Origin of the sequence: Nocardia sp. NPDC049526 (assembly GCF_044465765.1) — a bacterium.
Taxonomy (GTDB): Bacteria; Actinomycetota; Actinomycetes; order Mycobacteriales; family Mycobacteriaceae; genus Nocardia.
In genome coordinates this window covers 897,684-923,705 of sequence record NZ_JBITMA010000002.1, presented here as the reverse complement: position 1 = coordinate 923,705, position 26,022 = coordinate 897,684, and the positions used below count along the sequence as shown (strand labels likewise).

Here is a 26,022-nt window from a genome sequence, read left to right as displayed (position 1 = left end):
GACGACCGGTCGTATTGGAATGTATCACGAGGAAGAGAGATGAATATGGTCAAAACGGTCATCGTTACCGGATCCTCCAGTGGGATCGGGCGCGATATCGCTCGGGCCTTCGTGGAGCGAGGCGACAATGTCGTGCTCAACGGGCGGGATGCGGACAAGCTCGCGACGGTGGCGGACTCATTGGGCGCGCCATCTCGGTTGGCGGTATTCGCCGGTGATATCGGTACGCCCACAACGGGTTCCGAGCTCGTGCGGCTTGCGGTGGAGCGGTTCGGTCGAGTCGATGTGCTGGTGAACAATGCCGGGATCTTCGGGGCCAAGGCGTTCGTCGATGTCACCGAGGCGGATCTGGACGGTTACCTGAGCGGGAACCTGAAGGGGACCTACTTCACCACGCAGGCCGTCGTGCGTCAGCTGCAAGCGCAGAAAGGCGGTGGTAGCATTGTGAATATCGGGACGGTGCTGATCAACCATGCGCTCGCGGGGCTGCCCGCATCGGCGGCACTGGTCAGTAAAGGTGGCGTCCACGCGCTGACAACGAGCCTGGCCGCGGAACTCGCGGCAGAAGGCATCCGGGTCAATGCCGTCGCACCCGGCATCATTCGCACACCGCTGTTCGGTGACGGCGACGAAAGCGCCTCGGGCCGACTCGCTTTGCTCAACCGAATCGGTGAAGTGAGCGAAACCACCGCGGCGGTGCTGTATCTCGCGGACGCCGCCTTCACCACCGGTCACATCTTCCCCGTCGACGGCGGATTCATCTCGGGAAGGGCCGCGTAAGTGCCTTACGTCAATATCAAAGTCACGAAGGAGGGCGTCACGCGCGAGCAGAAGACCCAACTGATCAAGGGCGTAACCGATCTGCTGCGCGATGTCCTCGGGAAGGACCCGGCGACAACGTTCGTCGTGATCGACGAGGTCGAGCTGACCGATTGGGGTGTCGGCGGGACGAATGTCGAGGACTGGCGCAAGCAGCAGGCGCAGGCTCGAGCGCACACGAGCACGTAACCGAACGCCGAATCGCACCGGCTCGAAGGGAAACCCCTGGGAGCCGGTGCGATTCGAGAGCGTGCTAAACGCGCAGCGCGTGCGGTTCGATCGCGCCGCGCACCAACGCCCGCGCATCGATCGTCTCGGCGCGGTAGGGCAGCGTGCCCAGCCGATCGGTCATCGCCTGCACCGGGTCATCGATTCGCTCGTTCAACCCGAACAGAAATGTCCACTCGTGCTCATCGCTGCCGTACTGCACCACGGTGTCGAACTGCTCGTGGAAGCGCTTCCAGGACCGCTTCAGCGTCTCGTTGCGCCACATCGTCGCGCATCCGGCCTGTGCGCTGAGCACGCCGCCGGGTGCGAGCAGTGCCCGACATCGCGACAGGAACTCCGACTCGTAGAGCCGGTTGTGCTGCGCGTCCTCGACCCGCTCGTCGGGCAGATCGATGACTATGACGTCGTAGCGGGTGCCCGCCTCGTTCGCGTTGGCAAGGAAGTCCCAGCCGTCGGCATAGTGCACTTTGACCGGGCCCTCACCCTTGACCGCGGCGGCCAGGTCGTTGCTGGTGTAGCCGTAGGGCAGGTGCTCGGCACACAACTCGACCTCGCGCTGGTCGATATCGACGTGATCCACCAGCGTCGCACCCGCGGCGACCGACATCTGGCTGGCCACACCCTCACCCGACCCGATGATCAGCACCTTGTCCAGCTTCGCGGCCAGCACGAAGGCCGGGACCATCATCGCCTCGTGATAGGTCAGCTGGGAGAACTCCGTGGACTGGCGATCGTCGTCGGAGAACAGGCTGATGCCCTGTTCGGTGCGCGCGATCACCATGTGCTGGAACGGAGTGTGGGTGTCGACGATGACCTCGTGCAGATCCCAGATGCGGGTCAGGCCATTGCCCACCGGCTCCTCGATCCGCGTCGACCCGTGCCCGCGCTGGATGACCTGCATGCGAACAGACTTGGGAGACAACTTATCTCGCAGTAGTTCGACGGCTTTCGACGCGCCGGCGCCGATACTTCCGCAGGTGAATACGTCGACAAAGATGTCGCCGGACTCCGGATAAGTGTGAATCGAGGCGTGGGACTCCGACAACAGCGCGAGGACGGTCACCCCCTGCGGATCGAACTTCTTGTGTACGACATCGCAGATGGTGACGCCCGCCGCGATCAGAGACTCGCGCAACGCCGATTCGAGTCGTTCGAGATCGTCGCAGAGATCTGCGTCGACACCACCGAACTCGGCCAGCACATGCCAGCCGGTGAATTCCGCCGTCATAGGCAAACTCACTCTCGCTCAGCGCCCGAGACATGAACGGTCAAGGGCGGAAAACCATTGAAGGACACCGACGAATAGCTCGCGGTATAGGCGCCGGTATCGAGGATCTGGATGCGATCACCGGCTCGCAACGAGGTCGGAAGAAGGACCTTCGTGCGTTGATACAGTACATCGTCGCCATCGCAGGTCGGTCCGGCCACCACCGCCTCGTCCACGGGATCTCCGTCACGTTCGGTGACGAAGCGGTATGCGATGTACTCGTTCTCGGTCTCGGCCATGCCGTTGTAGCGGCCGATGTCGAGATACACCCAGCGCCGTCCGTCCGGCGCGATGCGCACGCCGATGACCTCGGCGTGAATGGTGCCCGCCGAACCTACGAGCGCGCGGCCGGGCTCGATGACGAGTCCGGCGGTCTCGGGCAGGAATTCGGCGGTGGCGGCCGCGATGACGGCGCCGATATCGTCGAGTGCGGGCGCCGCCTCGACGTACGAAATGGGCAGGCCGCCACCGATATTCACCGAGCGCACCGGAATATCTTTATCCGCAAGCGCTGCCACGATGCGGCCCGCCTGTTCGATACCGACGCGCCAGGCCCGGGGGTCGGTCTGCTGGGAGCCGACATGGAAGTACGGACCCCCGACGATCAGTCCGAGATCGCGGGCGCGCACCAGCAGGCGCAGCGCCTCCGCGGGGGAGCAGCCGAATTTGGTGCCGAAGGGAGTCGTCGACTGCGGCGCCGAGGACAGGAACCGGCATTCGACCTCCGAACCCGGCGCGTGCTCGACGATGCGCAGCAGATCGTCTTCGGTGTCGAAGGCATAGCGGCGCACACCCGCGGCGTAGGCGGCCGCGATGTGGGCGGCTTTCTTGATCGGGTTCCCATAGCACATGCGGGCCGGGGCGACGCCCTCGTGCATGCACAGTTCGATCTCACCGACACTGGCGACATCGAACTCCGCGCCGTGACGGTCGAGCAGACGGATGAGCTCCGGGACCGGACTCGCCTTGACCGCGAAGCGTATTCGGGCTCCGGGTACCGCGGCCTGGAGTGCGCGGTAGTTCTCGCGCACCCGCTCTGGGTGGATGGCCAGATAGGGCGATTCGGGCAGGTTTGAACCGGTCAATCTAAGGGAACTCTCCGTCGTTTGGGGGTCGGCCGTCGTTCAGGCACCGCGCGAGAGAGTATCAGCGCGATGCCCCTGGTAACCAACTCGTTGACGACACCTTGATCATGATCACCCCGCGACTACCGTGACCTCGTCGAATACGACCTCGCCCGCGGCATCGGACTCGGCGAGATCGACCACCGCTGCCAGCGCCCAGCCGCGGTCCCCGGCGGGATCGTCGAGCACCTGGCGCACCCGCCAGAAACCGGGGCGTTGTTCTACCTGGAACAGTTGCGGGCCGCGAGCATCCGGGCCGGTGCCGATGCTTTCGTACTCGTCGAAGTAGGGGGTCAGCTCGGCCGCCCAGTCCGGTCCGGTGCCCAGCTCGGCGAGGGTATCCCAGCGGCGCAGCGCGACGAGTTCGACGCGACGGAACATGGCATTGCGGATCATCACCTTGAACGCGCGCTCGTTGGCCGAGATCGGCCGCACCGTTTCCGCGCCGAAGGCGAGTTGATCGGCATCGGTCTCCGCGCCCGGATTGGTGAGCTGCTCCCATTCGTCGAGCAGACTCGAATCCACTTGGCGTACAAGCTCGCCAAGCCATTCGGTCATATCGTCGAGATCCTCGGTGCGTGCGGATTCCGGGACGGTGCGTCGTAGCGCGCGGTAGGCGTCGGCGAGATAGCGCAGCACCACCCCCTCGGAGCGGGCCAGCTCGTAATGCGAGATCAGCTCGGCGAAGGTCATCGATCGTTCGATCATGTCGCGGACGACAGATTTGGGGGACGGGGCGAATTCCGACATCCAGGGGTGCCCGGCTCGGTAGGTTTCGAAGGCGGGTTCGATCAGCTCGGCCAGCGGTTTGGGCCAGGTGACCTCTTCCAGCAGCTCCATGCGTTCGTCGTATTCGATGCCGTCGGCCTTCATCTCGTTGATCGCCTGGCCGCGGGCCTTGTGCTGCTGGGCCATCAGCAGCTGGCGCGGATCCTCGAGCGTCGATTCGATGAGGGAGATGACGTCGAGGGTGTAGCCGGGGGTGTCCTTGTCGAGCAGGTCGAGCGCGGCGAGGGCGAAGGGGGACAGGGGCTGGTCGAGCGCGAAATCGCGCTGCAGGTCGACGGTGAGTCTGGCGCGGCGGCCCTGTGCGTCGGGTTCGGGAAGCTGTTGCACCACACCGGCATCGCGCAGGGCGCGATACAGGCGGATGGCGCGCAGGATGTGGCGGCGTTGCGCGGGGCGGGGCTCGTGATTGTCCTCCAGCAGATGGCGCATGGCGTCGAAGCAATTGCCCGGGCGGGCGATCACATTGAGCAGCATGGAGTTCGTCACATTGAAGCGCGACACCATCGGTTCGGGGCTGGCGGCGACGAGCCGGTCGAAAGTCTCCTCGCTCCAGGAGACGAAGCCCTCCGGCGGTTTGCGGCGCACCACCTTCCGCTGCTTCTTCGGATCGTCGCCCGCCTTGGCCAGCAGCCGGGTGTTCTCCACCTCGTGGTCGGGAGCCTGCACGACCACGGTGCCCATGGTGTCGTAGCCCGCCCGTCCCGCGCGCCCCGCGATCTGATGGAATTCGCGGGCCTTGAGCCTGCGGGTGCGCACACCGTCGAATTTGGTGAGGCCGGTGAGCAGTACGGTGCGGATCGGCACGTTGATGCCGACGCCCAGGGTGTCGGTGCCGCACACCACCTTCAGCAGACCGTCCTGGGCCAGGCGCTCCACCAGCCGGCGGTACTTGGGCAGCATGCCCGCGTGATGTACGCCGATACCGTGGCGGATCAGCCGGGACAGGGTCTTGCCGAACCCGGAGGAGAACCGGAAATCGCCCAGTGCCGTTGCGATGGCGTCCTTTTCGGCGCGCGTGGCGAAGTTGACGCTGGTCAGCGCCTGCGCACGTTCCAATGCGGCGGCCTGGGTGAAGTGCACGACGTACACCGGTGACTGGTTGGTCGTGACGAGATCTTCCAGAGTTTCGGTGATCGGGGTGCGCGCGTAGGAAAAGCTCAGCGGGACAGGACGTTCGGTGCCCGCGACGATGGCGGTCGGATTACCGGTGCGACGCTCGAGATCGGCGGCGAAGAAGTCGACCTCGCCGAGAGTTGCCGACATCAGCAGGAATTGGGCGCGCGGGAGTTCCAGCAGCGGAACCTGCCAGGCCCAGCCGCGGTCCGGATCGGCGTAGAAGTGGAATTCGTCCATCACGACCTGGCCGACATCGGCGGCCGCGCCCTCGCGCAGCGCCATATTCGCCAGGATCTCGGCGGTGGCGCAGATGATCGGCGCCTCCGGATTCACCGCCGCGTCACCGGTCACCATGCCGACCCGGTCCGCGCCGAAAACCTCGCACAGGGCGAAGAACTTCTCGCTGACCAGTGCTTTGATGGGTGCGGTGTAGTAGGTGCGCAGTCCGCGCGTCAGCGCGAACAGATGCGCGCCGACCGCGACAAGGGATTTACCGGATCCGGTGGGGGTGGCCAGGATGACATTGGATCCGGACGCCAATTCCAGTAGCGCCTCGTCCTGCGCCGGATACAGCGGGGTGCCCTGCTCGGCCGCCCATGTCCCGAAGGATTCGTAGAGCGCGTCGGCGTCGGTTCCCGGTATCTCCAGCAGTTCGGTCAGATCCACTCCGACCACCCTACGGGCAGCCGTCTATGGTCCCGTCAGGGGTGATCGGGTCAGTTGGACTGTTCGTCCTGGTCGCCGTCGTAGCCGCCCTGCTCGGCCAGGAAACGCTCGAACTCGGCGCCCAATTCGTCGCCGCTGGGCAGTTCACCATCGCCGACCAGCAGGCTCGACTGGCGTTCCTGCGCGGAGACGAAGCTGTCGTACTGGCGCTCGAGCGCGTGCACCACGGTCTCGACTTCGGAATTCCCCGCGATGTGCTCGTTGACCTGCTCGCGCACCCGCGCGGCGGCCTCACCGAGCGCGGCCAGCGAGAATTCCAGGCCCGCATTGTCGGCAACGTGCTCGAGCAGGGTCTGCGCCGCCTCCGGGTAGGCGGTCTGCGCGAGGTAATGCGGTACGTGCACCGAGAATCCGACGGATTCGTGGCCGTGCTGGGCCATCCGGTACTCCAGCAGCGAGGACGCGCTGCCCGGCACCTGTAGTTCGCCCGGCCAGCGCTGATGATCAGCGATGAGGTCGCGGTCGGAGGAGTGCGCGGTAATGCCGAGCGGGCGGGTATGCGGGATCGCCATCGGAATGGCGCTCAGTCCGATGCTGCGACGCACACCGAGCTGTTCGGCGAGCAGACGCACCGCCGTGGTGAATTTCTCCCAGCGCAGATCCGGTTCCAGGCCGGACAGCAGCAGGAACGGGGTGCCCGCGGCATCACGCAGCGCCCAGAGATTCAGCTCGGGTTCGGCGTAATCCGAGAAATGGTCGGTCTTGAAGGTCATCAGCGGACGACGCGAGCGGTAGTCCAGCAACTCGTCGACATCGAACGAGGCGACCAGCTCGCTCTCGAGACTCTCGCGCAGGTGCGTCGTGGCCAGCCGCACCGCATGCCCGGCATCGGTGAAGCCCTCCAGTCCGTGTACCAGGACCGGACCCAAGCCATCGTCGTTCGACAGCTGCGGAGCTGGGAACTCCAACTCGTACATTCGCGACTCGTGGTCCATCGCGTCTCCTTCCTGCGCGGTTCACCGACGCGAGCTTCCAGGTTCACAGGCCTGTTGGGCAATTCGCGGCGGTCAACCACTGTCCATTGTCCCCCATGGGCCCGACACACGTTGCCACGGGCGACACCGACCCATAAGACAGGGCAACATCAGTAGTACCCCGCACATTCCCGGTCACTCGAAGAACCGGCGTGGCATCGTGGGCGGGCACGGGGAGTTTGGCACAGTGAACCGGTGACTGTGCCGAATTCGACGCGCTGGGGGCCACGCGGATTCGGGGTATCGGGTTGGGTGCCCCTCGCCGCGAGTGCGGTGCTGCTCGTCGGCTGCGCGTCGACGGTGACCGGACATCCGGTCGCCTCCGGTCCGAGTGCGGGGACGCGGTATGTGACGGCACAGCTTTCGACGCTGCTGCCCGATCCCGCGCAGTTCCCGGGCAGATACGAGGCGGTCGTGCTGCCACCGGAGGCGGCCGCGCAGGCGGCGGGGGATCTGACCGGGGTCGGGCGCGGCTCGACGGTGCAGCCCGACGGATGTGTCCCGCCCGCCCAGCAATTCGGTCCGAATCAGACGGCCGTCGCGGTGGGCACCGACAACGACACGCGTGCCACGATGACCGTGGAGTTGACCAGGACCGGACAGCCGTTGTCGACGATGCGTGACCAGTTGAAGCGGTGTCAGCAGGTGCGCGTGAGCCGAGCGGGTGCGACGACGATTGTGACCACCGAACTGCAAGCGTCGCCGACGATCGATGCCGACGACACGCTCGCGCTGCGCCGCACGGTGGCGCCGCAGGTGAGTGCGGCCGGGCTGATGCAGTCGATGCAGACTCTGACCGGGCAGGTCGCCGATGTGCGAATCACGGTGACGTACATGACATTCGGCGATGCGAAGCCGGATCCGGCGGCATTGGACGAGTTGTTCACGACGGCGGTGCGGAAAGTGAAGCAGGGGTGAACGCGGCGGCCTCCGCCGCTCGGTGGCTGGAGCTTGCGGCCGGACAGTAGCAGGTGGCACCGACATAGTCGTCGCCGTATTCGTGTCCGATCCCCGGTTCGTCCACAGTCCGTGTGTTTTCCACAGGGCAATTCGGTCCCGCGATATCCCCAGGTCAGTGTCCCGGGCTTCGAGGTGGGTGAGCGCACCCTCGATGCATGACGACTTCCACGAATGCCGCTCCCGCCCTCGGAGATCCAGGCGACGGCGCATCGCCGCGCACCGGTTTTTGCACAAGCCCCGCCGTTCACCTCCGCAAATCCGCTCACTCGTCGCGTGTCAGCGACTCGGGCCACCCCGATGTCGAGGATTCGCATGACGGCGCGGATACGGGTGGCGGTGTGCTAATCGACCAGCCAATGGAAAGTCCTGATGCCGTATCGCCACGTGATGGTGCCGGAACAGGTACCGACAAGCCAGCGGATTATCCAGCTGCCGGGCGTCTGGGTGCTGCTACTGGCGTAGCGGATCGCGCGGTGTATGTCGACGAAACTGCGGGCTCGCACACCATTGCGTACTCGAGTGGCACTGTTCCTGCGCCGCGTTTCGATGAACCAGCGCGCGACAGCGTTGGGGCGCATACATATCGCACGTGGCCCGTGGACAAGGTCTCGGCTCGAATCGATTCGGTGTCCTTCTTCGACCCTGATGTCGACGACGAATTATCCGAATGCACACGAGGTTTCGGGAAAGAGTCGCGCCCGGGAATCTGCGCGGAACCGCCGCCGGAATTCGGGGATCGGATGCCAGGGGATTCACTGCATGTCGACGATCCCGGTGAATTGATTGTGGCGGTGCCCGCCATGGTCGGATTCGTCCCGGAGCGGTCGCTGGTGGTGGCGGTGCTGCGGGGCGCGACCGATGCGGAGCAGAGTCCGGTCATCGATGCGGTGGTGCGGTTCGATTTGGATCAGGAAGGCGGGAGTCGGCGGGGGCTCGCGGCGGCATATGCGGAGTGTGTTTCGCACATCTGTGCCGCTGAGGGGGCGACGGAAGTACTCGCGGTGATCGTCGATGACCGGGTGCGCGAACCGCGGCACACGCGCCGAAACGGTGCGGGGAGTACGGGACCGTTGGGCACTCTCATCGCGGCGTTCGCGCGCCGACTGGCGCGGGCCGAGGTGTACCTCGAGGGCGCCTGGGCAGTGCGCGCCATCGACGCGGATCAGCGGTGGTGGAGTCTGCTCGATGCCAATCACCATGGGACGCTGCCGGATCCGGCCACATCGATGGTCACGGTGGCGCATGTGCTCGAAGGGCGGCCGATCCGCGGAACCCGTTCGGAGCTGACCGCTCTGGTCGCACCGGATGAGGAACTGACGCACCAGGTCGCGGTACATCTGGACAGCGCTCGCGCGCTCGCGCACGAGCGGTACGCGGCGGCCGTCCGGCGCGGTGATCCGGACGGATACCACCGGCGGGCACTCGAACATGTGCTGTGGCAGATCGCCAACATCGCCTCCGGTGTGGCCCTCAACGTCCAGGAATACGCGGAACTGGCCGCGGCACTGCGTGATCGGACGGTGCGCGACTCGCTGTTCGGGCTGGCAGTCGGAGACCACGCCGCCCCTGCGGAAACGCTCTGGGTGGCGCTGACGCATGCACTGTCGGGCAGCGACCGTGCCGATGCGGCAACACTTCTCGGCTACAGCGCCTACATCCGCGGTGACGGGCCGCTCGCCGGCATCGCACTGCAGGCGGCCTTGGAAGCCGATCCCGCCCATTCCATGGCGAGTTTGCTCGAGATCTCACTGCGCACCGGGATGCGCCCGGATACGCTCCGCCGCCTTGCCTACTGCGGGCTCGGCATTGCCGCGGACCTCGGCATCGACTTGGGGCCGGTTGTCCGGTGAGCCCGTTCGCGTTCTCGGGTGGTCAGAGGTGAGCTGGCGAGTCACATGGTGGTCGTGGCAAATGCGGCACCACCATGTGACCGCGCTCGATGGTGCGCCGGCCTACTTCGCGCTGTGTGCAAGCGGACCGAGGTCACGCAGGAATTCCCAAGCATCGGCGACGATTTCGTCCAGATTGTTGTGCTTGGGCTGCCAGCCGAGGTCGGTGACAGCGCGGTCGCTGGACGCGATCAGCGTGGCCGGGTCGCCGGCGCGGCGTGGTGCGTCCTGGGCGGCGATGGGCAGCCCGGTGACGCGCTCGCAGGCCGAAATCACCTCGCGGACCGAGAAACCGGTGCCGCTGCCGAGATTGCAGATACGATGTGTGCCGGATTCGGCGGAGCCGAGGGCCAGCAGGTGGGCATCGGCGAGATCGCGAATGTGGATGTAATCGCGGACCGCGGTGCCGTCGGGTGTGGGCCAGTCGGTGCCGAAGACCGAGATCGCCTTGCGATGCCCGAGGGCGACCTGGAGCACGAGGGGGATGAGATGGGTTTCCACCACCCGGTTTTCGCCGAGGCCGCCGTAGGCGCCCGCGACGTTGAAGTAGCGCAGGCTGGTCGCGGCGAGACCGTGCGCGATCGAATAGGAGGTGATGGCGTGGTCGATGGCCAGTTTGGAGGCGCCGTAGGGGTTCGTTGGCCGGGTCGGCGCATCCTCGGTGATCGGCACCCGCTCGGGTTCGCCGTATACGGCCGCGGTCGAGGAGAAGACCAGCCGCGGCGTCTCGGTGCGGCGCATCGCCTCCAGCAGCTCGAGCGTCTTCACCACATTGCCGTGCCAGTACTTCTCCGGCTGCTGCACCGACTCACCGACCAGCGACTGCGCCGCGAAATGCAGGACACCGTCGAAGGATTCGGCCTCGAGCAGGGCGGGCGCGGCGACCGCGACATCACCCTCGACGAATCGCGCCTCGGTAGGCACGCCCTCGGCATTGCCGGTCGACAGATCGTCGACTACCACGACCTCGTGCCCCGATTCGAGCAGAACCTGCGCGCAGACGCCACCGACATAGCCCGCGCCACCCGTGACCAGAAGTTTCACGTCTCAGACCAACTTCACCTGGACGGCGTGGGCCATCTCGTCCGAGAGCTCGAAACCCACGTGGCCGGGCACGGTGATGACCACCGAGCCGGGCTTGGTCTCGACCGTCACGCGCGCGTCGGGCACTACGCCCGCCTCCCGCAGCCGGCCGATGACCTCGGGATCGGTCTGGATGTGCTCGGCGAGACGGCGCACCACGACCGCGTGCACCTGGCCGTGCGACAGATCCGACAGCCGCACCAGGGTCTCGTCGGCTCCGCTCTGCGGGGCGAGGCCCAACTCGTCCAGGCCCGGAATCGGGTTGCCGTAAGGGGAGGTGGTCGGGTGGTTGAGCACCTCGACCAGCCGCCGCTCGACATCCTCACTCATGACGTGTTCCCAGCGGCACGCCTCGGCGTGCACGTTCTGCCAGTCGAGCCCGATAATGTCGACGAGCAGCCGTTCCGCGAGGCGATGCTTGCGCATGACCGCGACCGCCATGCTGCGGCCCTTGTCGGTCAGTTCGAGATGGCGGTCACCGGCGACCAGCAGCAGACCATCGCGTTCCATCCGCGCGACGGTCTGGCTGACCGTCGGCCCACTCTGCTCGAGGCGCTCGGCGATGCGCGCACGCAGGGGCACCACGCCCTCTTCCTCGAGGTCGTAGATGGTACGGAGGTACATCTCCGTGGTGTCGACCAGATCCTTCACCTGTTACCCCTTCGTCGGCACGAATTCTACCCACGCACGTCGGCACCCCCGTGTGCCCGCGTGGTTTCGCGCTACACCCGTGACTGCGCTGTGGGAATTCTGTCGGCGCACGGCCTGTCACCGTATTCGCTCTCGCTTGTATTTCTACTGCATACCAACGTCCAACGGGGCCGTTACCTTCCCGCGTAGCGTTGCGAGCATGGCCACTGCACCGCACGGCGAACAGTCCGCGCCGCTCGACGAAGGTGATCTCGAGGCGCGATCCGGCACGGTTGTCTGGACCGACCGCTTCCTCGACTACGCATGGACGCCGGAGCACCCCATGAAACCGGCGCGCCTGCAGTTCACCATGGCCCTGGCGGAAAGTCTCGGATTGCTCGACGGTGTCGAGCGATTGGTGCCCGAGCGGGCCGAAGTGTCCGATTTGCTGCGCATCCATACCGCGGACTACATAGAGGCCGTCGAACATGCCACACCGCCCGCGGGTGCGCCGCTCGCACCGCCGTACGGTCTCGGCTCACCGGACAATCCGGTGTTCCCGCGGATGCACCAGGCAGCCTCGGTGATCGTCGGCGGCACATTGACTGCGGCACGCGAGATCGCCCAGGGGCGCACCCGGCGCGCAGTGAGCATCGGCGGCGGCATGCACCACGCGATGCCGGATTCGGCGGCCGGATTCTGCATCTACAACGATGCGGCCGTGGCCATCTCCTGGCTGCTGGACAACGGATTCGATCGGATCGCCTACATCGATGTCGACGTGCATCACGGTGATGGTGTGCAGCGCGCCTTTTACGGCGACCCCCGAGTGCTGACGATCTCGATTCATCAGCATCCGGCCACGCTGTGGCCCAATACCGGCTGGCCGGAGGAGACCGGCCACGGCGCCGCCGAGGGCACCGCGATCAATCTGGCGGTCCTGCCGGGCACCCGGGACCCGCAGTGGCTGCGCGGCTTTCACGCGATCGTGCCCGGTGCGCTGGCGGCGTTCCGACCGCAGATCGTGGTCAGCCAATGCGGTGTCGACACCCATCGGGAGGACCCACTCGCCGATATGGAGCTGACCGTCGACGGTCAACGCGCCGCCTTCATCGCCATGCGCGATCTGGCCGACGAGTACGCCGAAGGCCGTTGGCTCGCAGTCGGCGGCGGTGGCTACGGCCTGGTGCGGGTGGTGCCGCGCGCCTGGACGCATCTGCTGGCGACCGCGCTGGATCGCACCATCGCTCCGGAAACCGCGGTGCCGCAGGACTGGATCGATATGATCCAGTCCGCGGCGCCGACCGTCGATCCGCCGCGCACCATGGGTGACGGTGGTGATACCGCCTACCGCACATGGGATGGTCCCGGCGGCACGGGGGAAACTGGGGACGCGCGCACCGACCGCGCGCAACGCGCTATCGATACGGCCGTCTTGGCCACGCGCCGAGCCACCTTCGGGTTGCTCGGCCTTGATCCGGAGGACCCCCGTGACTGAGAACCCGCCCGTCCCGGATTCCCCGAGTACGCCCGTGGTACCGCCTCCGCCGCCACAGCACTGGTTCGCCGATGTGCTCGCCTCGGACGGTGGCGTGGTGCGGCTGCGCCCGATCACGCCCGATGACGTCGAGCGACTGCAGCAGTTCCACACGGCACTGTCGGATCGCTCCCGATATCTGCGCTACTTCGGTCCGTACCCGCGTATTTCGCCCAAGGATCTGTATCGCTCCACCCACGTCGACCACCACGACCGGGTCGGACTGCTACTGGTACTGGGTGAGGCGATCATCGCGGTCGGCCGCTACGAACTGCTGACCGACCGCACTGGCCCGCGCGCCGCCGAAGTCGCATTCGTGGTGGCCGACGAGCATCAGGGACGCGGGCTCGGTTCCATCCTGCTCGAACATCTGGCGGGTGCGGCCGCGGAGAACAAGATCGAGACGTTCGTCGCGGAGGTGCTCGCCGAGAACACTGTGATGGTCACCGTATTCCGTGACGCGGGCTATCAGGTCGAGCGCGCCAGGGACGGTTCGGTGCTGCATCTGGAATTCGCCATCGATCCCACCGAAGCCCTGCTCTCGGTGCGGGATTCGCGCGAACGCGCCTCCGAGGCGCGCAGTGTCGGCAATCTGCTCGCGCCGCGTTCGGTCGCGGTGATCGGCGCCACCGTGGGCCCGGCCCGGGTCGGCGGAGTGATCTTGGCCAATCTGCTTTCTGGGGTTTTCCAAGGTCCGGTGTTCCCGGTCAATCCGAACCGGCGAGCGGTACGCGGGGTGCGGGCTTACCCGACGGTGCGCGACATTCCCGATGAGGTGGATCTCGCGGTGGTTGCCGTGCCTGCGGAGGCGATCAGCTCTGTCCTGGACGACTGTATGGCCAAGGGCGTCAAGGGATTGGTCGTGCTCACCGCGGGCTTCGGGGAGACCGGTGATGGCGGTGTGGTCGCCGAACACGAGTTGGTTGCCGCCGCACGTGGACACGGGATGCGGGTGGTCGGGCCCAGCGCGCTCGGCATCGCCAATACCGATGCCTCGGTTTCGTTGAACGCAACCCTGGCTTCGGTACTGCCTGGGCCGGGGCGCATCGGATTCTTCTGTCAGTCCGGGCCGTTGGGCGCGGCCATCCTCGGTGAGGCCGCCGCGCGCAACCTCGGGTTGTCGACCTTCGTCTCGGCGGGTAATCGCGCGGATGTGTCCGGCAACGACCTGCTGCAATACTGGGACACCGACTCCGCCACCGATGTGATCCTGCTGTATCTGGAGAGCTTCGGTAATCCGCGCAAATTTTCCCGAATCGCGCGTCGGGTCGCGCGGAGTAAACCGATCGTCGCGGTGAGCAGTGGGCGATTGGCCGCGCGGGCCCAGCCGACCGGCGATATGGACCGATCGATCGTGCGGGACCTGTTCGCGCAGTCGGGAATCGTTCAGGTCGACTCGATTTCGGAGCTGTTCGATTGCGCGGCACTGGTGGGCTATCAGCCGCTGCCTGCCGGTCCTCGGGTCGCCGTGATCGGCAATAGCGCGGCGCTGAACTGGCTCGCCGTCGATGCCGCACGCGGTGAGGGGCTCGAGGTCCGACGTCCAGCCGCGGTGCCGTTCGACAATGTTCGGCGACCGCGCCCGACCGAGCGTGTGGTGGACGAGGAGTCGATCGGCGATCCGGTGAACTTGGGGCCCGACGCGACGCCCGGTGCCTATCTGGATGCGGTGGTCGCCGCGCTGCGCTCGGACGAGATCGACGCGGTTATTGTGGTTTTCGCGCCGCCGGTGCCGCTGCCTATGGCCGGATTCGCCGATGCCATTCGCGAGGCCGCAGCGGCCGTGCCCGATTCGGCGAAACCCATTCTCACCACTTTCGTTGCCGAGCAAGGGATTCCGAACCTACTGGCCATGCGCGGTCCGGGCGGTACGGCGGTGCGCGGCTCGATACCGTCCTATCCGGATCCCGAGCGGGCCGCACGGGCGCTGGCCAGGGCGCACCGGTACGCGCAATGGCGCACGAAACCGGTGTCGACCGTAGTGCGTCCGGCGGGCATCGATGCGGAACGGGCCGCGCGGCTGGTCGCGGGCTGGATGCGCGAATCCGACGGACGTTGGCTCACCGACCTGGAGGCCGTGGACCTGTTGGACTGCTACGGAATTCGCGTCGTCGAATTCCGTGAGGTTCGCAGCGCCGACGAGGCAGTGGCGGCGGCCGAAGAACTCGGCTATCCGGTCGCGGCCAAGGCGACCGGCGAAATGTGGCGGCGCCGACCGGATCTCAGCGGGGTTCGGCTGGACCTGTGGCGGCCTGAAGCCGTGCGCCAGGCCTACTCACACCTGGTGGAACTATGCGGTGATCCCGCTGTGCACGTCCAGAAGATGGCCAGCCCCGGCGTCGGCTGCGTGCTGCGGGTGCAGGATGACCCGTCCTTCGGCTCGGTGATCGAATTCGGCCTCTCCGGCATGATCATCGAACTCCTCGGCGACCGCGCCTACCGCGCCCTCCCACTCACCGCCGACGAAGCGACCGCCCTCATCGACGCCCCCCGCGCCGCCCCACTCCTCTCCGGCACCCCCGCCAGCCCCCGCGTCGATAAACCCGCACTTGTCGAACTCGCCCAACGCGTCTCGGCCCTATTCGACGACCTCCCCGAAATCCGGGAACTATCCTTCGACCCCGTCCTCGCCTCCGCCAACGCCGCCGCAATCCTCTACGCCCGAGCCCGCTTCGGTCCCCAACCCAGCCGCTTCGACACCGGCCCCCGCCGCCTCGGCTGAGCTCGCGCAACTCACCGCTGCCCCAGGGCCGTACGCCCCCGCTCAACGCAGCAATCTGCTGCAGTCGCGCGTGCCGCAGTCCCGCGTCAGTGGTGCGAATCGCCGTCCGGGTAGCGCACGGACCGGTTCGATCGGCGGTCAGCAATGCGGAGACCGTCGCCGCACGAGGGAGCATCAGCGGCGTCGCGATCGCGGGCAGATGGGTTAGTGGCGGGGTGGGGCGGTGGAGGCGCGGGGGACGAGGGCTGGGGGGAGAAGGACCGAGCGGGGGGTGCGGTCGGGTTCGGCGATGGATTCGAGGAGCATGCGAGCGGCTTCGCGGCCGATGTCGTGGTGGGGGATGGCGATGGTGGTCAGTGCGGGACTGAGCTTGTCGAGGTAGGGCATGCCGTTGAAGCCGGTCACGCTGATGTCGGTGGGGCAGTTGATGTTTCGTTCGGCGAAGACGTCGTAGCAGCCGAGGGCGATCAGGTCGTTTCCGGCGACAATGGCGGTGAAATCGTCGTCGGAATCCAGTGCGGTGCGCAGGGCTCGGGCTCCGGCGTCTTCGGTCCACCTGTCACACACCATGATTCGATCGGAGTCGTCCAGGTCGTTCTCGCGAGCGGCGGTGCGGAAGGCGCGCAGGCGCTCGACACCGGTGGAGGTGGTCTGCGGTCCTGCGAGGTGCAGGATCCGGCGGTGGCCCAGCTCGACGAGATGTTTGACGGCGAGCCCGATGCCAGCGGCGTCATCGGCGGCGACGGATCCGACGGCGAGTCCCTTGGTGCGGCGGTTGACCAGCACCATCGGCACGCGCTGCTCGTGCAGCTGTTGCAGCAGCGGATGTTCCAGCAGCGCGGTGGCGATGATCAGACCTTCGGCCTGGCGCGAGCGTAGCGAGGTGATCTGCGCCTGCTCGCGTTCGGGCCGGTCGTCGGTATTGACGATGAGGGTGCTGTACCCGGCCGGGGCCAGTACATCCTCGATGCCGCGCACGATCGGCGGAAACAAGGGGTTGGTGAGATCAGGGATGACCAGCCCGACCGTCCCGGACTTCGCGGTCTTCAGACTCCTGGCAATCGGATTCGGCCGATAACCGAGCGTTTCCGCCGCCCGCAGCACCCGCCGCGCCGTCTCCGGATTCACCAAGGCGCGGGCATTCGGGTTCAGAGCGCGCGACGCCGTGGCCGTATGCACACCGGCCGCATTGGCCACATCCCGGAGCGTGGGTCCCTGCATTGCAGAAATACTAAGCGGCCCGCGTCATCCTCACTCCAAGCATCGGATTCAGCGCCGGGGCACCCTGAACGCAATGGCGTGCAGATAGCAGCGGCGCAGGCAGATACTTGGCCGCTTTCGCGGGCAATGACTTCAGCCGCAATCCGACGTGGTTTCTGGTGTTCAGCTGAGTCGAATGGCTTGCGCCGAACGGCGCGTGGTGGGCGGCGCACGATGGACAGGCGGCGGTGCGGTGGGCCAGGGGCGCGGGATGGGCGACGACCTTTGTGCGATTGGTGACGGCGCGTGATGTGCGGGTGCGATGTGCGTGGTCTGCGGCGCGTGATGGGCTGCGGCGCGATACGGTCGCGATGAGCGCGCTTCGGCCGAGGTCGGCCTCGTCTGCATTCGTTTGCACGACCATAGGCAATAGTTGCCTTGACTGCTTGCATGGCCTCTGCTTACCGTGATTGCAAACGATTGCATAGGAGTTGGCGTGAACTCAGAGAAATCGCCTCAACGACGAACAGTGGGCTGGATCGGCGCGGGAAGAATGGGCGCCGCGATGGCCACCCGCCTGGCCGCTGCGGGCACCCAGGTCACGGTGTGGAACCGAACAAGAGCCAAGGCCGAACCACTGACCGAGCACGGCTGCACAATCGCCGACCACATCGCGGATCTGCGCACCCTCGACGTGGTGTTCACCATGGTCTCCACCCAAGCCGACCTGGAACAGGTCCTACTCGGCGCCGACGGCCTGCTCGCCGACAAAAGATCCGCACCCGCGATAGTCGTGGACTGCTCGACCGTCTCGACGGAATCCTCCGCGGCCATTCGAGCGGCCTGCGAACTGCGTGGTGTCGGCTTCCTGGCCGCACCGGTCAGCGGCAATGCGAAAGTGGTCGCCGCGGGCGGACTTTCGATCGCGGCCTCAGGTCCGCTGGAGGTCTATGAACGCGTCGCACCACTACTGCGCACCATCGGTAAATCCGTCACCTACGTAGGCGCGGGCGACGCGGCGCGGCTGGTCAAGATCTGCCACAACCTGTTCCTCGGTGTGGTCACCCAGTCGATGGCCGAGGTCACCGTCCTCGCGGAGAAGGGCGGAGTATCCCGGGCGGCCTTCCTGGACTTCCTCAACAACAGCGTCATGGGTTCGGTCTTCACCCGCTACAAGACCCCGGCCTTCGTAAACCTCGACTACACACCGACTTTCACCCCGATCCTACTGCGCAAGGACTTCGACCTGGGCCTCGGCGCGGCCCGCCGCCTCGATGTGCCGATGCCGCTCGCGGCCGCCACCGCACAACTCGTTCAGGCCAGCGTCGGCAGTGGCCGAGTGCAGGAGGATTTCGCGATCCTGCTCGATCTGCAGGCCGAGAACTCCGCACTCGAACTCGAACCAGAGAATGTCGCGGTCGACGACGGACTCGGCGGGGATTGAATGGGGTTCGCCGACCGGCTCGCGCGAACCCGGAGGGGGCGGGACGCGCGGTCACCGGTCGGCGTTTCGAGGTGACCGTCCGGGGTCACCGAGCCGGACGCCGAACCGGCCTCGGGGTGGTCCGGCGTCATGGGCACATGCCGGGATCACCGGCACGAGTTATCGCGGGAATCAGCTGGCGTAGGCGCGCAGGCGGTCGGCCCGCTCTCCCTTGCGCAGCTTCGACATGACCTCACGCTCGATCTGACGAACACGCTCGCGGGAGAGTCCGAAGAGCTTGCCGATCTGATCGAGGGTGCGCGGCTGGCCGTCGTCCAAGCCGAAGCGCAACCGGATGACCTGCTGTTCGCGCTCGTCCAGGGTGGCGAGCACGCTGCGCACATCGTGGTGCAGGAGCCCGGCGATCACGGCGGATTCCGCCGAGGTGGCCTCGGAGTCCTCGATGAAATCGCCCAGCGGGGCCTCTTCGTCGTTGCCGACCGGCATATCCAGGCTTACCGGGTCGCGGCTGTGGTCGAGCAGATCGGAGATCTTGTCGACCGGAATGCCCGACTCGTTGGCGAGTTCGGCATCGGTGGCCTCGCGACCGAGCTGCTGATGCAGTTCTCGCTTGATCCTGGCGAGCTTGTTGACCTGCTCGACCAGATGCACGGGGAGGCGGATGGTACGGCTCTGATCGGCCATGCCGCGGGTGATGGCCTGCCGAATCCACCAGGTGGCATAGGTGGAGAACTTGAATCCCTTGGCGTAGTCGAACTTCTCCATTGCCCTGATCAGGCCGAGGTTGCCCTCCTGGATCAGGTCCAGCAGCGGCATACCGCGGCCGGTGTAGCGCTTGGCGAGGGAGACCACGAGCCGGAGGTTGGCTTCGAGCAGATGCGAGCGCGCGGCTTGGCCTTCGCGAACGATGGCGGCCAGATCGCGTTTGCGGGTGGCCGACAGTCGCTTGCCGGTCTCCAGCAGATGCTGCGCATAGAGGCCCGCCTCGATGCGCTTGGCCAGCTCGACCTCGTCGGCTGCCGTGAGCAGTGCGGTACGGCCGATCCCGTTCAGGTACACACGTACCAGGTCGGCGGCAGGGCTCTGGGCGTCGAGGTCCGAATCGCTGGTGCGCACACGAGTGGTGGCGGGGCTTGTCATGACTTGCCTCCTGTCGGTGGTGTCTCACTCCGAACAACGGACCCGACAGGTAGAAAGTTCCCCGCTACTGCTCCGATAAACCGCTCTGAACTGCGGTTTCCGTCACTCGCGTCTGAGAAGTTCCTGAGAACCCCACCCTGTCGGAACAGCCCGTGCGCGAAGCGTCCGGTGGGATGCGAGCGGTTGCCGCTTCGTTACACGGGCCGTACCAAACCGTGGCGAACCAATCCGGCCACCACGGATAATGCGTCGGCCGCGAACTCCTCGGTCACTTCGCTCGATCCGTCGGCGAGCGCGAGCAGTTCTATCAGCTCGTGTAACGGCAAACCCTCGGCGCGCATTCCCGCGACGAGTGCGATGGTGGACTCGTCCACCTCGTGCTGCCAGCGCGGACCGTCGCCGCGGTGCAGCCGCGCGACCTGCTGCTCCCAACCGAATTCGCTGTGCAGATAGACCCGTTCCAGCGCGGTTGCCGGATCGACCACGAAACGTGTTGACCAGGCGAGATTTTCCTCGGCGGCGGCGCGGCGCAACCAGGCCGAGCGCGCGAAATACGCGGTGGCCTCGGCGCCGAGCGGATCCTCGAAGCCGTGCGTCAGGTCCTCGGCGAGCAGCTCGGTGGGACCGTCGATGGCGTGCAGGTAGACGAAGCCGAAGCCGATGCCCTCGACACCCGCGGCGGTGAAGGCGTCGAGCCACTGTTCGGCGCGCTCCTGTGCGGCCGGGTCGCGCGGATCCAAACCCGCGTCACGCAGCCATGTTCCGACATAGAGGGCCGGATCGGCGACATCGCGTTGGACCACCCAGGCATCGACGCCGTGCGCGGGCAGCCAGGACGAGACGCGCTGGCGCCAGTCCTCGCCGTCCACATGCACCCACGCCGCCAGCATCGCGGCGGTGCCGCCGGGGGCAAGCAGGGCGGGGGCTTGCGAGATCACCAATTCGCTTGCGCCGTCGAGGGCGAGCCCGGAGTCGCGGTAGGTGTGTTCGATGCGAGCGGGGCCGACGACGAACGGCGGATTGGCCACCACCTGGTCGAAGCGGCGACCGGCCACCGGCTCGAACCAGGAACCGGCCAGAAGTTCGATATCGAGTCCGTTGAGTGCGGCCGTCGCCTCGGCCAGCCACAGGGCGCGCGGGTTCACGTCGGTCGCGGTCACCCGGTCCGCGTACGCGGCGGCGTGGACGGCCTGGACGCCGCAGCCGGTGCCCAGGTCGAGGACCGAACCAACGCGGCGGGTAGGGGTGGCGCGCAACAGCGACAGGGAGGCGTGGCCGACGCCGAGCACGTGATCCTCGGTCAGGGTGCGCCGGAACATCGAATCGTCGAGGTCGGACAGGATCCAGCGGGTGCCTTCGCCCGCGTCGAGCGGGCGCAGGTCCAGGGCCGCGCGCACATCGTCGCCGTCACGGGCGAGCAGGCCGGCGGCTACCGCGCGGTCGATCTCCACCGGTGCCAGTGCGGCCGCGACCTCGCGTTCGGGCAGTGCGTCACCGAGCAGCAACAGGCGGATCAGGGTTCCGAGTGCGCCCGCTCGGCGAGCGGCGCGACGCACCGGGACCGGTTCGGACCGACCCAGTGCGGCGTGCGCGTCGGCACCGAGCACTTCGAGCAGCGTGTCGGCGTCGTAGCCGACGCGGGTCAGCGCGGCCCGCAGATCGGGGCACAGCGCGGTGAGCAGCGATCCGGTGGTCGTCTGGTTGGTAGGCACACCGGTACTCTGCCACCGCGACACGCCAGCAACCGAAACGTGCTCGTCGTGTCACCTGAACAGCGTGCGATCTCAGACGCCGTTCGGGTCGCGGCCGGTAATGCAGTAGGGCGCGTCTGCCGGATCGGACATGACGATCCAGTGCTCATGGCGCTCGACCAGTGTCGCGCCGAGGGACTCGTGCCAGGCGGCGGTGGCGTCGATATCCGCGGAGGCGAGGTCGATGTGCGCGCCGCCGGGTCGGTCCTCGCCGAGACGCTGCAGCAGAAGCTGTACGGGCATCGGCTCTTTCGCGCGCAGCCGGGCGAATTCGGGCAGGCGGCCCTGGGCGAGGTCCCAGTTGGTGAGGGTGGTCCAGAAGCGGGATTCGGCGGCGTGGTCGGTCGGGCCGATATCGAGGCAGACCTGGTCGAGGCGGGTGAGGGTGCCGTCCGGGGCGCGCACGGCCGGGGCGGGAGTGCCCTTCGCGCGGACGCTTGGGGTGAAGCAGAAGATCTGACCGCCCGGTGAGCGCAACACGGCGTAGCTCTTGTGGTTGGCGACCAGTTCGGCGTCGAGGTCGAGCGCGATGCGGACCGCGGCGGTGACATCGTCGACGTCGAAATCGAGGTGTACCCGGCCGAGTCCGGTCACCGCCTGCATTTTGACGCCCGCATCGGCGAAGAGTGCGGGCTCCGGTAGGAGCGTGAGGAATTCGTCGTTCTCGCCGCGTCGCGGCGAGAGTTGGGTGTCGGTGATCGTCGACCAGAATGTCGCGCATTCGTCGAAACGTTGCGTCGGGCGGTCGAGGAAGGCCCAGACCCACCGAATCATGCTTTCTCCTGTTTCCTGGCGGAAGTTCCCGCGCCGCAGCCGGCGTGCAGTTGTCGCATCTTCCGGTGATTCGGCGGCGGCCGCGCCCGGTTGACGCGGATGTGTCGCACATCACTGGCGCTGAGAGAGTTCCCGTCGTTTACCCCCGCCACACAGTAGGTGCCGACCGCGATGCTGTCGAGCCGGTTTCGGCTCGGCCGTAACTGGCATGATCTTGGCGGTTTGTGGCATTCCGGCCACTCGTTCGATGCGCGAAATTCCGGCACGCTCAGCGGGTGACTGAACTGCAGACGCCTCGGGTACCTGTCGATTCCGTGCCGCGGCGGCTGCACCCCGCCTGGATCGTCGCCGGTGTGGGATTCATCGCACTCCTGGGCGCGGCGGCGTTCCGGTCGGTGCCCAGTGTGCTGCTGGATCCGCTGCACGAGGAGTTCGGCTGGTCCCACGGCACCATCGGTGCCGCGGTCTCGCTGAATCTGCTACTGTACGGGCTGATTTCGCCGTTCGCGGCGGCGCTGATGGACCGATTCGGTATCCGCCGGGTGGTGGCATGCGCACTGGTGCTGGTCGCGGCGGGTAGCGGGCTCACGGTATTCATGACCCAGCCTTGGCATTTGGTGGCGACCTGGGGGCTCTTGGTCGGAGTCGGCGTCGGATCGATGTCCATGCCGTTCGTGGCGACGATCACCGGTCGCTGGTTTGTGCGTCAGCGCGGACTGGTGACGGGCGTGCTCACCGCGGCGGGCGCGACCGGGCAGCTGATCTTCCTGCCGGTGGTGTCCGCCGTCGCGCATGAGCACGGCTGGCGAGTGCCCTCGCTGATCGTCGCGGGTGTCGCGCTGGCGGTGGTTCCGCTGGTCCTGTTGTTCATCCGCGACTTCCCCAGTGACGCAGGCGTTTCCGCGTACGGTGCCGAACCCGGCAGCACAGTTGGACTGCGGGTGCAGGCGACCGGCGGTGCGACCCGCGCACTGACGGTCTTGACCACGATCGCGCGCAGCCCCGGATTCTGGCTGCTCGCAGGCGGATTCGCGATCTGCGGCGCATCGACCAACGGCCTGGTCGGCACCCACTTCGTCAGTGCCGCACACGATCACGGCATGCCGCCGACCACCGCCGCCGGTCTGCTGGCGCTGGTCGGCATCTTCGATGTTGCGGGCACCATCTTCTCCGGCTGGCTCACCGACCGCGCCGACCCCCGCTACCTGCTGGTCGGCTACTACACGCTGCGCGGACTGTCGCTGCTGATCCTGCCGTCGCTGTTCGCGCCGGACACGCAGCCGAGCATGTGGGTGTTCATCATCTTCTACGGCCTGGACTGGATCGCGACAGTCCCGCCCACGGTCATGCTCTGCCGCGAACTCTTCGGCGCCGACGGCCCAGTCGCCTTCGGCTGGGTCTTCGCCTCCCACCAGATCGGCTCCGCCATAGCCGCCACCGGTGCCGGCATCATCCGCGACGTCCAAGGCTCCTACAACCTCGCCTGGTACATCGCCGGCGCCCTCTGCGCCGCCGCCGCCCTCATGTCCGCCACCATCCGCCGCCACGCCTGACGCCGAGAATGCGCTGGTGGCGCTACTTTCTCGACATTCGCCGCCACCGATACATGGTGATCGGGTGTCCAGTTTGGTTTCGGCGTTTCGGCACCCGCGTGGCAAGTTGTGGGCACCATTGCGCTGCCGGCGAGGATTGCCTGCTGACCTGGCCTTGCGCTACCGACCCTGGACCTACTCTGCCCAGGGCCCGACCGCAGCCTCAGGAATCGATGGCGCGGTGTGGCCGGGATTCGATGGCGGTGTGGGGGCGGTCCCAGCGGCTGGGTTCGTCCTTGCGGCGGGGTGGGCGGTCGTTGGCGATCAGGACGGCGATCCAGGGGAGGGGGATCGAGGCGGTGATGATCAGGATCGAGAGCAGGGCGTTGCTGAAGACGCTGTAGGCGATCGCAGCCAGGATCAGGCAGGGGATGCGGAACGCCATGATGATGGTGTAGCGGCGAACCCTGGCGCGGTGCTGATCCTCCAGTGACGGCGCGGCCTCGGTGATCAGCACCGGGTGCTTCTCGTCATTGCCGGGGAAGTAGCCGGTGGACTTGCGGGGTGGCGTCGGCTTTGCGACGTCCGGGCGATCACCGCTGCCGATGTCGTCGGCGTCGGGGGTGTCGCCGTACTGCTGCATACCCTGAGTCTTCCACTGTCGACGGCGCACCGCACATGGCCTGGTCAGCTCGACGAACACCGACCGTCATCAGCCGAGCTGGCGAGTATGCGGCATCATGGAATGCGTGAGTACCGACACTCTGGTTCGCCCGGATACGACCACCGATGAGACGACGGGCGACGACACCCCGAAGTTCTTCCACTACGTGAAGAAGGACAAGATCGCCGAGAGCGCCGTCATGGGCACCCACGTGGTCGCCCTCTGCGGTGAGGTCTTCCCGGTGACCCGCTCGCCGAAGCCCGGCTCGCCGGTCTGCCCGGAGTGCAAGAAGGTCTACGACGGCTTGCGCAAGGGCGAGTGAGCCGACGCCGGTGACGGATCGCCGGGCGCGCTGAGTCGTCCCCGGTCGGCATCGGCGCCGTTGTCGTGTGTCCGCGCGATCGGCCCCTGAGCCTCCTGTGGGTTCGGGGGCTTCGCTGTGCCCGGATCATCCTGTTCGGTGTCGGAGTCGTCCCCGCCCAACTGATTGGACAACCATTCCTTCACCTGATCGATGCGAGTGCTGCGAGCGGGCCAGAATTCCTGCACCGCAGCATTGAATTCGGCGCCGAGGATGACCGCGAAGCCGAGGAAGAACGTGAACAGCAGGAACGCGATCGGCGTGGCGAGCGCACCGTAGCTGATACCGGTCCTGGTGACCCAGGCCAGGTAGCGGCGCAGTCCCTCACTGGCGGTCATGAAGAACACGCCCGCGACCAGCGCCCCGCCGAACAGCCGGTGCCACGGCAGCGATTTGTGCAGCGCCAGCTTGTACAGCGTGGTGAGCCCGATTATCAGCACTAGGCCGACACCCGGGTAATAGAACGAATCGATCAGCCGCAACCCGGGTTCCCGCCACGAATCCGGCAGCACCCGTCCGATCAATGTCGGCCCCAGCGCGATCAGCGGCAGCAGAAACACCGCGACCACCAGGAACAGCACATAAAGCAGCAAGGCGAAGATGCGCTGCCACACCGGATGCCGGGCGTCCTGCTGCCCGTGCGCCTCGACGATCGAATCCACGAAGGTCGACATTGCCGAGGATCCCGCCCACAGCGACATTACGAAACCCACCGAGACGAAGGCGGCGCGTCCGCGACTGAGCACATCGGTGACTGTCGGTTCGATCAGGTCGCTCACCACACTGGTGCTGAACAGGTCCCGGCTGAACGCGATGATCTTCTGCTGGACGATCTCCACGGTATCGGGTCCGAACCATTCCCCGACGTAACCGAGGCTGCCGAGCACCCCGAGCAGCAGCGGCGCCAGCGACATCGTCTGCCAGAACGCCGCGGCCGCGGATTTGGCGAAAATCGAATCGTTCCATGACTTCACCGCCACCCGCAGGACGAGTTTGCCACCCTGTCGCGCGGCATGCGCAGCCCGCGTTGCGGCGTTGCGGGCATAGGTCGCCGCCGTGGGTTCCGCGCCGCGTCCGCCGCTGTGGATCGGCTGGTCGCCGGCCCCCGGGGTGTGGCGGGGTAGAGCACTTTCGTCGGTCATGATGCTTAACAGCATCGCGCATCCGAGCATATTGTTCTGGTTTGCCGTGGCATCGAGTCGATGGGGAGCAGATGAACACGGCGTGGCGCAGGGTTCGGCGTGTGACGCCCGTCGCCCACGCCGCGTCGGTTTGGCGACACGCCATGGGGG

Annotated in this window: 21 protein-coding genes; 9 read left to right on the top strand and 12 right to left on the bottom strand. The window is 66.7% G+C overall.

From position 1 onward, the window contains the following. Positions 1–39 precede the first annotated feature (39 nt). Both ACIBW7_RS08915 and ACIBW7_RS08910 read left to right on the top strand, forming a co-directional pair. Positions 40–780: an SDR family NAD(P)-dependent oxidoreductase gene (locus tag ACIBW7_RS08915; RefSeq protein WP_397045515.1), complete on the top strand. Its 741-nt coding sequence runs from the start codon at positions 40–42 to the stop codon at positions 778–780. Then, positions 781–1,008 (top strand): 4-oxalocrotonate tautomerase family protein, encoded by a 228-nt coding sequence (locus tag ACIBW7_RS08910; RefSeq protein ID WP_397045513.1) that lies wholly within the window; start codon positions 781–783, stop codon positions 1,006–1,008. A gap of 64 nt (positions 1,009–1,072) precedes the next feature. Here the strand turns inward: ACIBW7_RS08910 and speD are convergent, their stop codons facing one another. The 4 genes from speD to ACIBW7_RS08890 form a co-directional block, all read right to left on the bottom strand. Next, positions 1,073–2,275, bottom strand: coding sequence for an adenosylmethionine decarboxylase (speD, locus tag ACIBW7_RS08905; RefSeq protein WP_397045511.1), 1,203 nt, complete (start codon positions 2,273–2,275; stop codon positions 1,073–1,075). A gap of 8 nt (positions 2,276–2,283) precedes the next feature. Then, the gene (locus ACIBW7_RS08900; protein ID WP_397045787.1) at positions 2,284–3,384 is read right to left on the bottom strand and encodes a type III PLP-dependent enzyme; all 1,101 of its coding nucleotides are present in this window, start codon (positions 3,382–3,384) and stop codon (positions 2,284–2,286) included. Positions 3,385–3,510: 126 nt separating this feature from the next. Then, the gene (locus tag ACIBW7_RS08895; RefSeq protein ID WP_397045509.1) at positions 3,511–6,009 is read right to left on the bottom strand and encodes a DEAD/DEAH box helicase; all 2,499 of its coding nucleotides are present in this window, start codon (positions 6,007–6,009) and stop codon (positions 3,511–3,513) included. 50 nt (positions 6,010–6,059) lie between these two features. Then, positions 6,060–7,004, bottom strand: coding sequence for a PAC2 family protein (locus tag ACIBW7_RS08890; protein ID WP_397045507.1), 945 nt, complete (start codon positions 7,002–7,004; stop codon positions 6,060–6,062). A gap of 234 nt (positions 7,005–7,238) precedes the next feature. Here ACIBW7_RS08890 and ACIBW7_RS08885 point away from each other — a divergent pair, with 234 nt between their 5' ends. Then, positions 7,239–7,961, top strand: a complete 723-nt coding sequence (locus ACIBW7_RS08885) for a sensor domain-containing protein (protein ID WP_397045505.1) — start codon at positions 7,239–7,241, stop codon at positions 7,959–7,961. Between the two features lie 668 nt (positions 7,962–8,629). After that, positions 8,630–9,853, top strand: coding sequence for a DUF4192 domain-containing protein (locus ACIBW7_RS08880; protein ID WP_397045503.1), 1,224 nt, complete (start codon positions 8,630–8,632; stop codon positions 9,851–9,853). Between the two features lie 102 nt (positions 9,854–9,955). Here the strand turns inward: ACIBW7_RS08880 and galE are convergent, their stop codons facing one another. Together galE and ACIBW7_RS08870 are read right to left on the bottom strand one after the other, a co-directional pair. Then, a complete protein-coding gene (galE, locus tag ACIBW7_RS08875) occupies positions 9,956–10,936 on the bottom strand; it encodes a UDP-glucose 4-epimerase GalE (protein ID WP_397045501.1) in 981 nt (326 codons plus the stop codon). A gap of 3 nt (positions 10,937–10,939) precedes the next feature. Further along, positions 10,940–11,626 carry an iron dependent repressor, metal binding and dimerization domain protein gene (locus ACIBW7_RS08870; protein WP_397045500.1) on the bottom strand — a complete coding sequence of 229 codons (687 nt, stop codon included), beginning with the start codon at positions 11,624–11,626 and terminating at the stop codon, positions 10,940–10,942. Between the two features lie 199 nt (positions 11,627–11,825). On the opposite strand from ACIBW7_RS08870, the gene ACIBW7_RS08865 reads away from it, so the two are divergent. Further along, entirely contained in the window at positions 11,826–13,103 is a 1,278-nt protein-coding gene (locus ACIBW7_RS08865; protein WP_397045498.1) for an acetoin utilization protein AcuC, read from the top strand. Then, on the top strand, positions 13,096–15,864 hold the full coding sequence (locus ACIBW7_RS08860; protein WP_397045496.1) for a GNAT family N-acetyltransferase: 2,769 nt from the start codon (positions 13,096–13,098) through the stop codon (positions 15,862–15,864). The genes ACIBW7_RS08865 and ACIBW7_RS08860 overlap by 8 nt, the downstream gene beginning before the upstream one ends. Positions 15,865–16,068: 204 nt before the next feature. Here the strand turns inward: ACIBW7_RS08860 and ACIBW7_RS08855 are convergent, their stop codons facing one another. After that, positions 16,069–17,085 carry a LacI family DNA-binding transcriptional regulator gene (locus tag ACIBW7_RS08855; protein WP_397045494.1) on the bottom strand — a complete coding sequence of 339 codons (1,017 nt, stop codon included), beginning with the start codon at positions 17,083–17,085 and terminating at the stop codon, positions 16,069–16,071. Positions 17,086–17,560: 475 nt separating this feature from the next. Between ACIBW7_RS08855 and ACIBW7_RS08850 the strand changes: the two genes are divergently transcribed. Continuing rightward, on the top strand, positions 17,561–18,508 hold the full coding sequence (locus ACIBW7_RS08850) for an NAD(P)-dependent oxidoreductase (protein WP_397045492.1): 948 nt from the start codon (positions 17,561–17,563) through the stop codon (positions 18,506–18,508). Positions 18,509–18,679: 171 nt separating this feature from the next. Here the strand turns inward: ACIBW7_RS08850 and ACIBW7_RS08845 are convergent, their stop codons facing one another. The 3 genes from ACIBW7_RS08845 to ACIBW7_RS08835 all read right to left on the bottom strand — a co-directional run bounded on the left by ACIBW7_RS08845 (position 18,680) and on the right by ACIBW7_RS08835 (position 22,173). After that, a complete protein-coding gene (locus ACIBW7_RS08845) occupies positions 18,680–19,648 on the bottom strand; it encodes a sigma-70 family RNA polymerase sigma factor (RefSeq protein WP_397045490.1) in 969 nt (322 codons plus the stop codon). A 194-nt stretch (positions 19,649–19,842) separates the two neighbouring features. Beyond that, the gene (locus ACIBW7_RS08840; protein ID WP_397045489.1) at positions 19,843–21,360 is read right to left on the bottom strand and encodes a methyltransferase; all 1,518 of its coding nucleotides are present in this window, start codon (positions 21,358–21,360) and stop codon (positions 19,843–19,845) included. A gap of 72 nt (positions 21,361–21,432) precedes the next feature. Then, positions 21,433–22,173 carry a VOC family protein gene (locus ACIBW7_RS08835; RefSeq protein ID WP_397045487.1) on the bottom strand — a complete coding sequence of 247 codons (741 nt, stop codon included), beginning with the start codon at positions 22,171–22,173 and terminating at the stop codon, positions 21,433–21,435. Between the two features lie 275 nt (positions 22,174–22,448). Between ACIBW7_RS08835 and ACIBW7_RS08830 the strand changes: the two genes are divergently transcribed. Then, complete coding sequence (locus ACIBW7_RS08830) at positions 22,449–23,726, top strand: MFS transporter (protein ID WP_397045485.1); 1,278 nt, start codon at positions 22,449–22,451, stop codon at positions 23,724–23,726. Positions 23,727–23,928: 202 nt separating this feature from the next. On the opposite strand, the gene ACIBW7_RS08825 is transcribed toward ACIBW7_RS08830, so the two are convergent. Continuing rightward, positions 23,929–24,348: a DUF3099 domain-containing protein gene (locus ACIBW7_RS08825; RefSeq protein WP_397045483.1), complete on the bottom strand. Its 420-nt coding sequence runs from the start codon at positions 24,346–24,348 to the stop codon at positions 23,929–23,931. A 106-nt stretch (positions 24,349–24,454) separates the two neighbouring features. Here ACIBW7_RS08825 and ACIBW7_RS08820 point away from each other — a divergent pair, with 106 nt between their 5' ends. After that, a complete protein-coding gene (locus ACIBW7_RS08820) occupies positions 24,455–24,691 on the top strand; it encodes a DUF3039 domain-containing protein (RefSeq protein WP_397045481.1) in 237 nt (78 codons plus the stop codon). On the opposite strand, the gene ACIBW7_RS08815 is transcribed toward ACIBW7_RS08820, so the two are convergent. Then, a complete protein-coding gene (locus ACIBW7_RS08815) occupies positions 24,664–25,872 on the bottom strand; it encodes a YihY/virulence factor BrkB family protein (protein WP_397045479.1) in 1,209 nt (402 codons plus the stop codon). The genes ACIBW7_RS08820 and ACIBW7_RS08815 overlap by 28 nt on opposite strands. Positions 25,873–26,022: the final 150 nt, after the last annotated feature.